This window comes from Mycolicibacter senuensis, from assembly GCF_003284925.1.
Taxonomy (GTDB): Bacteria; Actinomycetota; Actinomycetes; order Mycobacteriales; family Mycobacteriaceae; genus Mycobacterium; species Mycobacterium algericum_A.
On the sequence record NZ_QMEX01000141.1, the window covers coordinates 1 to 8,746 of the forward strand.

Sequence of the window (8,746 nt, forward strand, 5' to 3'; positions counted from 1 at the left end):
CGTCGAGCACCGCCAACTCGGCTCGCAACACGCCGCGACCGGCCTGCTGGTGGCGCTGTCGCCCGGACCTGACCCGCAGGCACCCGCGACCGTCAACCTCATCGGCGCACCCGGCCACCCGGCGGTGCCGATGGCCGGCCCGGCGACCGCGCTGACCGGCGACGGCAGCGGGTTCGTCTACCTGTCCGGCCGCGGCGGCTACTTCACGCTGGACCTGAACACCCGCCGCGCCAGCCGGGTCGACATCGATGACGCTGCCGACGTCGACTTCACCGCGATCGCCCGGCGCAGCGACGGCACGTTGGTGCTGGGCAGTGCGGACGGCGCCGTCTACACCCTGACCGCCGAGGGCTCCCGGACCGCCGAACGGACGACGATCTTCGCCCGCGTCGATCAGATTGTGACGCAAGGCAATACCTCGATCGTGCTGGACCGTGGCCAGACGTCGGTGACCACCGTCGGCGCCGACGGGAAGCCGCAGTACGCGCTGCGCGCCGGCCAGGGCGCGACGACACTGGCCGCAGATCCGCACGGGCCGGTACTGGCGGCGGACACCCGCGGTGGTCAGTTGCTGGTCTACGGCAGCGACCCGCTGATGCTGCGACAGGCCTACCCGGTGCCGGAATCCCCCTACGGGCTGGCCGGATCGCGCGGGTTCGCGTGGGTGTCGCAGACCGCGACGAACACCGTGGTCGGCTACGATCTGACCACCGGAATCCCTGTGGAAAAGGTTCGATACCCGACCGTGCAGCAACCGAACACCCTGGCCTTCGACGACACGTCGGACACCCTGTACGTGGTGTCGGGCGCCGAGGCCGGAGTCCAGGTGATCGAGCACGCCACGAGGCAACGATGACCACGCTGCGCCCACGCCGGCTGCCCGCGAGCTGGGAATCCGAATTGTCCGATGAGTACGAATGGATCCCGCTGCGGCTGCCACCGGAGGTCACCCGGATAGGCGCCTCGACCCGGCTGGCGATCGAAGCCGAGTATCGCGGCTGGGAGCTGACCCGGGTGCGGCTGTATACCGATGGGAGCAGGCGGGTACTGTTGCGCCGCAAAAAATCTCAAATAAGTGCGATCAGCGGAGACCGCTGCGTCGACCAGCCGGGGTTATAGCCGGTATGGAGTTGTACGGCGCGCTGCGCCGCGCGCTGTTTCTGGCACCGCCCGAACGCAGCCACACGTTCGCGTTCGCGGCGCTGCGCGGGGCCACCGCACTGTCCCCGACTCGCCGAGCACTGCGGCGTCGGCTGGCGCCGCACGACCCGATACTGGCCAGCACGGTGTTCGGCGTGCACTTCCCCGGTCCACTCGGGCTGGCGGCCGGTTTCGACAAGGACGGTGTCGGACTGAAAGCCTGGGGCGCATTGGGTTTCGGATATGCCGAGGTCGGCACGGTGACGGCGGCGCCGCAGCCGGGCAATCCGGCGCCGCGGCTGTTCCGGCTGCCCGACGACCGCGCGCTGCTCAACCGGATGGGGTTCAACAATCAGGGCGCAGGCGCGCTGGCCGCCCGGCTGGCCCGCCATGACGCCGACGTGCCGATCGGCGTCAACATCGGCAAGACCAAGACCACCCCGGCCGAGGACGCCGTCGACGACTACCAGGCCAGCGCCCGGCTGCTGGCGCCGCTGGCCGACTATCTCGTGGTCAACGTCAGCTCGCCGAACACCCCGGGGCTGCGCGATCTGCAGGCGGTCGAAGCGCTGCGGCCCATCCTGGCCGCGGTGCGTGCCGAGACCACCCGGCCGGTGCTGGTCAAGATCGCCCCGGACCTGGCCGATGACGACCTGGACGCCGTCGCCGACCTCGCGGTGGAACTGGGCCTGGCCGGCATCGTGGCCACCAACACCACGGTGTCGCGCGACGGCCTGGCCACCCCGGGGGTGGCAGAGCTGGGGCCGGGCGGTATCTCCGGTCCGCCGGTGGCGCGCCGGGCGCTGGAGGTGCTGCGGCGGCTGTACGCCCGTGTCGGTGACCGACTGGTGCTGATCAGCGTCGGCGGTATCGAGACCGCCGACGACGCCTGGGAGCGCATCACCGCCGGCGCCTCGCTGCTGCAGGGCTACACCGGGTTCATCTACGGCGGCGGCCTGTGGGCCCGCGACATCCACGACGGCCTGGCCGACCGGTTGCGTGCCGGCGGGTTCGCATCGCTTACCGAAGCGGTCGGCTCGGCCACTCGGTAGCCCTCCCAGCCCCGCGAGCGTGCGGGTCTGTACGCGACTCGCCGATCGCAGATGTACAAGCACGCACCCTCGCGGGGCAGGGGCTACGGCTGCCCTACTTCGGCGCTACTTCTGCTCGTAGGTGCCGACAATCACCGCGCGGGCGATCGCGTGCATGAACAGGTTGAAACCGAGGTAGGCCGGGCTGGCGTCTTCGGCCAGGTCCAGCTTCTCGGTGTCGACGGCGTGCACCGCGACGTAGTACCGGTGCGGGCCGTGCCCGGCCGGCGGGGCGGCGCCGACGTAGCGGCGCATCCCGGCGTCGTTGACCAGGGTCAGCGCATCACCGGGCAGCAGGCTGCCGTCACCGACGCCCTCCGGCAGCTCGGTGCAGGTCGCCGGCAGGTTGGCCACCGCCCAGTGCCAGAAGCCGGATGCGGTGGGCGCATCGGGGTCGTAGACGGTGACCGCGAAGCTGCGGGTCTCCTCGGGGAAGCCCGACCAGCTCAGCTGCGGGCTGGCGTCCTCGCCGCCCGCCCCCATGATCCCGCTGACCTGCGGTTTGGCCAGTGTCCCGCCGTCGGTCAGCGATGTCGAGGTCAGCGTGAACGTGGGCAGCTGGGGCAGTGCGGCGTACGGGTCGGGGGCGTTGGTCATGGCTTCATCCTCTCGTCGGGGTCAACAGTGTGTCAGGAAGTGATGCAGTACGCGGGTGCCGAACTCCAGTGCGTCGACCGGAACCCGCTCGTCGACGCCGTGGAACAACGCGGAGAAATCAAGATCGGGCGGCAGCCGCAGCGGGGTGAACCCGAAGCAGCGAATACCCAATTGCGCGAACGCTTTTGCGTCCGTTCCCCCGGACAGCATGTAGGGCACGGTCCTCGCGTCGGGGTCGCAGGCCAGCAGTGCGGCATTCATCGCCTCGACCAGATCGCCGTCGAAGGACGTCTGCACCGGCGGCAGGTTGGTGATCCATTCGCGGGTGACGTCCGGGCCGATCAGCTCGTCAACCTCGGCCTCGAACGCCGCCTGACGGCCGGGCAGCACCCGGCAGTCCAGCACCGCCTCGGCCGTCGCGGGGATCACGTTGGCCTTGTAGCCGGCCTGCAGCATGGTCGGGGTCGCGGTGTCGCGCAGGGTGGCGTTGACGATGCGGGCGATCGGCCCCAGCTTCTCGATCATCCCCTCCAGGTCCGGCGAATCGACGTCGATGGCATGCCCGGTCTCCTCGGCGACCGCGGCCAGGAACTGCTCGACGGCCTCGGTGAGCACCAACGGGAACCGGTGTCTGCCCAGCCGGGCCACCGCCTCGGTCAGAATGGTGACGGCGTTGTCGTCGTTGATCATCGACCCGTGCCCGGCGCGGCCGTGGGCGCGCAACCGCATCCAGCACAAGCCCTTCTCCGCGGTCTCGATCAGGTAGAGCCGGCGTTCTCCCCCGTCACGACGCGGCACCGTCAGCGAGAAGCCGCCGACCTCGCCGATCGCCTCGGTGACCCCGGCGAACAGATCCGGCCGGTTCTCCACCAGCCAGTGTGCGCCGTACTTGCCGCCGGCCTCCTCGTCGGCCAGGAACGCGAACACCAGATCGCGCGGCGGGATGATGCCGGCGCGGGCCAGGTGGCGGGCCACCGCGATCATCATGCCGACCATGTCCTTCATGTCGACCGCGCCGCGGCCCCACACGTAGCCGTCGGTGACCGCGCCGGAGAACGGGTGCACGCTCCACTCGCTCGCCTCGGCGGGCACCACGTCCAGGTGGCCGTGGATCAGCAGCGCCCCGCGGGACGGATCGCTGCCCTTCAGGCGGGTGAAGACGTTTCCCCGGCCCGGCGCTCCGGACTCGAGGTATTCGGTCTCATAACCGGCTTCCTCGAGCTGGGCGGCCACCCACCGGGCGCACTCGGCTTCACCCTTGGTGGTCTCGGGCTCACCGGTGTTGGAGGTGTCGAACCGGATAAGCGCACTGACGAGTTCGACCACTTCGTCGGCAGGATCGGGACAGACCGTCACAGTTACCTTTCCTACCACCTCGCCGTCACGGCCACGGGATGGTGCGGTACGGGCTGGGTTTGGGTCCGGCGATCGGCATCCGTTAGCCTTAGCTGCCCGGCCCGAGCCGGGTAGGTCCGAGTGGCGGAATGGCAGACGCGCTAGCTTGAGGTGCTAGTGCCCTATTAACGGGCGTGGGGGTTCAAGTCCCCCCTCGGACACAATTTTGTTAGCTGTGTACCTAGGAGAATCGGGTTGGACTGGCCTGGGCGACCTTTTCCTATTTGCTGACGTCCGATGGGCACCGCGTTGATCCCCTCATTCCGTCCTAGACGTCGACTATTCTGATTGGAACGTCGGCGCGAAGGGGCAACTGCGGCCAAGCGAAGAAACGGCGCGCGCCGACGGCGGCCTCAGCGGATTGACGAGGATGCTCGCCAAGATCCTCGACATTGGTCCTGCCGACGATTTCTGACCGCCGGTCTGACAACCTGTTCGCGCAGCGGTCGCTCCGACGCCCGCCACCACCTTCGGGACGCAGCATGTGGTTACGAGAGCCGGGGTTGGCTGGCTCGCGAGGGCCAAGCAGCGATCCGCACGAGTTTCTTCTGCCCGACGCTGCCCCTCATACGATCGGTGTACCAAACGGTTTGGAGGAACGGCATGCCGAAAGTAGGGGTTGCACAGGTCGGCTCCGTGATGTTTGACACCGCGGCAACGCTCGCCAAGCTGCGGGACTTCGTCGACCGGGCCAAGGCGGCGGAGGTGGAGTTCCTAGTGTTCCCGGAGGCGTTCGTGGGCGGGTATCCCAAGGGGCTGTCGTTCGGCGCGGTCGTCGGGTCCCGCACGCCGGCCGGCCGAGACGAGTACGTGCGGTACTGCTCGTCAGCGGTGACGGTGCCCGGACCGGAGACCGAGCAAATCGGCGAGTTCGCGCGCCAGTCACGGATGACGATCGTCGTGGGTGTGGTCGAGCGTGACGGCGGGACATTGTATTGCACGGCTGTCTATTTCGGCCCCGACGGGCAGTTGCTGGGCAAGCACCGCAAGCTCATGCCGACGGGGAGCGAACGGCTGATCTGGGGTCAAGGTGACGGGTCGACGATCGAGGTGTTCGACTCGCCCGCCGGCCGGTTCGCCGCGACAATCTGCTGGGAGAACTACATGCCCCAGTTCCGCCTCGCCACCTACCAGCAGGGCGTGCAGCTGTGGTGCGCGCCCACGGTCGATGACCGTGAGATCTGGCAGTCCACGATGCGGCACATCGCATACGAGGGCCGGTGCTTCGTGCTCAGCGCCTGCCAGTACCTAAGCACCGCCGACCTGCCCGAGAACTACCGAAACTACGACCCGCAACAGAACTCGGACGGTCTGATTCGCGGCGGCAGCGTGATCGTCTCACCGCTCGGCGACGTCCTCGCGGGGCCGATTTACGGTGAGGAAACCATGCTGGTGGCCGACCTCGATCTCGACGACCAGGTACGCGGCAAGTACGACCTCGACGTTACCGGCCACTATTCACGACCAGACGTCTTCACCCTCACCGTGAACAGCAGCGCCCGCAACGCAGTCATTTCGGCGCCGACGCCGGCCGCTGAACCGGACGGCTCGGACGACGCGAGGGCGGTGCGGTGAGAACCTGACCGGGACTGTCCGGGGCGGGGAAGGCGTGAAAGGCGGGAAACGGCGGTGCGGTGAGAACCTGACCGGGACTGTCCGGGGCGGGGAAGGCGTGAAAGGCGGGAAACGGCGGTGCAGTCCGCGAGGAGCCGGAAAGCCTTCGCCGAGAAGCGAACGCCACGTTTCACCGGGCAGCTGAGACCGAGCGGCAGACCGCCTGCCGCGCCTCGGCGGCGACAACCGGTCCCAAGTCGTAGGCTTGGTGAGGACATGACTCGTCCAGGCCGCTCGCACCCGACGTCGGCTCGCACCTTCCGCGACCGCCGTGACGCCGGCCGGGCGCTGGCCGAACGGCTCGCCGACTACCGCGACGCCGACGGCCTGCTGGTGCTGGGTCTGGCCCGCGGCGGGGTTCCGGTCGGCTGGGAGGTGGCAGCGGCACTGAACGCCCCGCTGGACGTGTTCCTGGTCCGCAAGCTCGGTGTGCCGCAGCAACCCGAGCTGGCGATGGGCGCGTTGGCCGGCGGGCAGGTGGTGATGAACGACCAGGTGCTCAGCAGCCTGGGCATCGGCGACGACGAAGTGCAGTCGGTGATCAACCGCGAGTCAGCCGAACTGCGCCGCCGCGAACACGCCTACCGCGGCGACCGGCCACCTGCCGATATGCACGGCCGGGTGGTGATCTTGGTCGACGACGGCATCGCGACCGGAGCAAGCGTGCTGGCGGCGGTGCGGGCGGTGCAGTCGGCCGAACCAGCCCGCACCGTCGTCGCGGTGCCGGTCGGACCGCTCTCGGCGTGCCGCAAGATCGCCCAAGAGGCCGACGACGTGGTGTGCGCGACGATACCGGACTCGTTCGACGCGGTAGGCCAGGCCTATCTCGACTTCCGTCAGGTCAGCGACGACGAAGTCCGGGACCTGCTGGCCACACCGACTACCACGGCGAGTTAGTCCGCAGGGTGCGCGACCGGCTCCTCGTCGGCCGTCTCCTCGGCCGCCTCGTCGTCGTAGTCCGCGACAACCGCCTCGTCCGCCTCGTCCGCCGCCTCGTCCGCCTCGTCCGCCGCTTCGGCCGTCTCGGCCGCCGCTTCGTCGTCCTCGTCGACGACGGCATCCGGAGCTTCGGGTTCCCCACCCGGCTCCGGAGCCGGGGGCCGACTAACGCCGCGCCGTTCTCGCAGCGCGTCGACAATCAGCAACAGCACGCCCAGCAAGCTCGCGACAATGCATACCCACGCCACCAAAGCATTACTGGTGACCACGGCGAACACCAGCGCAGCAAGCCCTATTGCCGCCAATACCAGCGCAATGATCAACATCGATTCACCTCCCGCCCGAGGGGCAGACTACTCGATTCCCGGGCGCGGCGGCGCGGTCCCGGGGCTCAGTTCGTCCCGCGGTTGAAATGGTTGAACCCGCCGCCGTCGCTGGCTGCGCTGGTGTCGACCGGTGCCGCCGAACCCCGCTGGCCCAACTCCTCGAGCTGAGATTCCAGGTAGGTCTTGAGCCGGGTGCGGTACTCACGCTCGAAGGTGCGCAACTGCTCCAAGCGGCCTTCCAGCACGGTGCGCTGCTGATTGATCGTGCCCATGATCTCGGAATGCTTGCGTTCGGCGTCGGCCTGCAGCGCATCGGCCTTCTCCTGGGCCTGGCGCAGCTGGGTCTCGGACCGCGTCTGCGCATCGGCCAGCATGGCGTCGGCGCGCTGCCGGGCCTCGGCGACGGTCGTCTCGGCGGTTTGCCGTGCCTCACTGAGGATCTGGTCGGCGTTGGCGCGGGCGTCGGCCATCAGCTTCTCGGACTCGGCCCGGGCGGTACCGGTCAGCCGGTCGGCGGTGTCCTGAGCCAGGCTCAGCACGCGGGCCGCTTTGAGGTGCTGGTCTTCGGTGGGGGGCTCCGGCGCGGCGGCGACCGGCTGCGGCGCCGACGGCTCGGGGGACGGCTCGTAGACCGGCATCGCGGTGGTGGACTGCTGGCCGCCGCCACCGGCGCGGGCCGCGGCGAGCTCCTGTTCGAGTTCGCTGACCCGCTGGCGCAGGTCTGCGTTCTCCTCGATGAGGCGGGTCAGCTCGCCTTCCACGAGGTCGAGAAAGGCGTCGACCTCGTCCTCGTTGTAGCCGCGCTTCCCGATCGGCGGTTTGCTGAACGCCACGTTGTGCACGTCTGCCGGTGTTAGTGGCATGGTCTGCCCCCTTGAGTCAGGTAGTTAGCACCGATCGGGCAAGTCTAGGTCGACCGGGAATACGCTAGCCGTGTAGTAACTGCCGTCCATCCTGTCACATCAGGTGCTGGGCTCGGCAATGAGAATGATATTAAGAGCGAATTTCAAATTGCTGCCACAGGAATCACGTTTCGGCAAACACAACTGATGACGGCGATTGTCGATCTCGGCCGGTAGAGCGGTCCCGATCCGGCTCGTATCCCGGGCCCGCGGTCTACCGGGCCGGCCACCCGGGCCGTATTATCTACAAGGCCTACCCGTAAATATTGACGGCAGGTGGCCCGGAAGGCCGACGCAGGTGACGCCCAATCGGAAGGACTCTCAAAGATGACAACCAACGACGTGGTCGTAGCGACCAGTGCGGCGGACTCAGCCGCCGTCGATGACGTACGGGCCGCCTATGCCGAGCTGCTCGGCCGCCAGGCCGCGCTCGGGGCGGCGGTGTTCGCCGCGGTGGGCACGGCCGGTCCGGCATTCGACGACGCCCACCGCACGGTGCAGGCCTTCATCGAGCAAGCGGTGCGGCCCCAGCTGCGGGCAGCGGTGGAACTGATCTATCCGGCCGCAGCGGGTGTCGAGCGGTCACGGCTGCTGGTCGAGGGGCTGCTCGGCGAGACCCACCTGATCGAGCAGGCCGCCGCGCGCATCGCCCGCGACACCGACCGCGTCCAGATCGCCGCGCACGTCGAGGCGCTGCGGGTGCTGCTGGAGGCACTGCTGGGCAAGGTCGCCGACCTGCTGC

The 8,746-nt window shown here is 68.8% G+C and carries 9 protein-coding genes, 1 tRNA gene and 1 pseudogene; 7 read left to right on the top strand and 4 right to left on the bottom strand.

What is annotated here, in order from left to right:
- The 3 genes from DQP56_RS20280 to DQP56_RS20290 all read left to right on the top strand — a co-directional run.
- On the top strand, positions 1-856 hold an 856-nt coding region (locus DQP56_RS20280; RefSeq protein ID WP_112688512.1), incomplete at its 5' end, for a YncE family protein.
- Positions 853-1,119: a DUF5703 family protein gene (locus tag DQP56_RS20285; RefSeq protein ID WP_112688514.1), complete on the top strand. Its 267-nt coding sequence runs from the start codon at positions 853-855 to the stop codon at positions 1,117-1,119. The genes DQP56_RS20280 and DQP56_RS20285, both read left to right, overlap by 4 nt.
- 5 nt (positions 1,120-1,124) lie before the next feature.
- Complete coding sequence (locus tag DQP56_RS20290; RefSeq protein WP_205868937.1) at positions 1,125-2,192, top strand: quinone-dependent dihydroorotate dehydrogenase; 1,068 nt, start codon at positions 1,125-1,127, stop codon at positions 2,190-2,192.
- A 105-nt stretch (positions 2,193-2,297) separates the two neighbouring features.
- Here the strand turns inward: DQP56_RS20290 and DQP56_RS20295 are convergent, their stop codons facing one another.
- Both DQP56_RS20295 and DQP56_RS20300 read right to left on the bottom strand, forming a co-directional pair.
- A complete protein-coding gene (locus tag DQP56_RS20295; protein WP_112688517.1) occupies positions 2,298-2,828 on the bottom strand; it encodes a YbhB/YbcL family Raf kinase inhibitor-like protein in 531 nt (176 codons plus the stop codon).
- A gap of 21 nt (positions 2,829-2,849) precedes the next feature.
- Positions 2,850-4,184, bottom strand: coding sequence for a M20/M25/M40 family metallo-hydrolase (locus DQP56_RS20300; RefSeq protein WP_112688520.1), 1,335 nt, complete (start codon positions 4,182-4,184; stop codon positions 2,850-2,852).
- 114 nt (positions 4,185-4,298) lie between these two features.
- On the opposite strand from DQP56_RS20300, the gene DQP56_RS20305 reads away from it, so the two are divergent.
- The 3 genes from DQP56_RS20305 (at position 4,299) to DQP56_RS20315 (ending at position 6,734) form a co-directional block, all read left to right on the top strand.
- Positions 4,299-4,384: transfer RNA gene (locus tag DQP56_RS20305), tRNA-Leu, on the top strand.
- Positions 4,385-4,826: 442 nt separating this feature from the next.
- A complete protein-coding gene (locus DQP56_RS20310; protein ID WP_112688522.1) occupies positions 4,827-5,798 on the top strand; it encodes a carbon-nitrogen hydrolase family protein in 972 nt (323 codons plus the stop codon).
- 255 nt (positions 5,799-6,053) lie between these two features.
- The gene (locus DQP56_RS20315) at positions 6,054-6,734 is read left to right on the top strand and encodes a phosphoribosyltransferase (RefSeq protein ID WP_112688524.1); all 681 of its coding nucleotides are present in this window, start codon (positions 6,054-6,056) and stop codon (positions 6,732-6,734) included.
- Here DQP56_RS20315 and DQP56_RS20320 read toward each other — a convergent pair.
- Positions 6,731-7,102, bottom strand: a complete 372-nt coding sequence (locus tag DQP56_RS20320; protein ID WP_112688527.1) for a hypothetical protein — start codon at positions 7,100-7,102, stop codon at positions 6,731-6,733. The genes DQP56_RS20315 and DQP56_RS20320 overlap by 4 nt on opposite strands.
- 65 nt (positions 7,103-7,167) lie before the next feature.
- Positions 7,168-7,965, bottom strand: a complete 798-nt coding sequence (gene wag31, locus DQP56_RS20325; RefSeq protein WP_112688529.1) for a DivIVA-like cell division protein Wag31 — start codon at positions 7,963-7,965, stop codon at positions 7,168-7,170.
- Between the two features lie 366 nt (positions 7,966-8,331).
- Between wag31 and DQP56_RS20330 the strand changes: the two are divergent.
- Positions 8,332-8,746 (top strand): annotated as a pseudogene (locus DQP56_RS20330) (DUF2249 domain-containing protein); the annotation flags it as partial.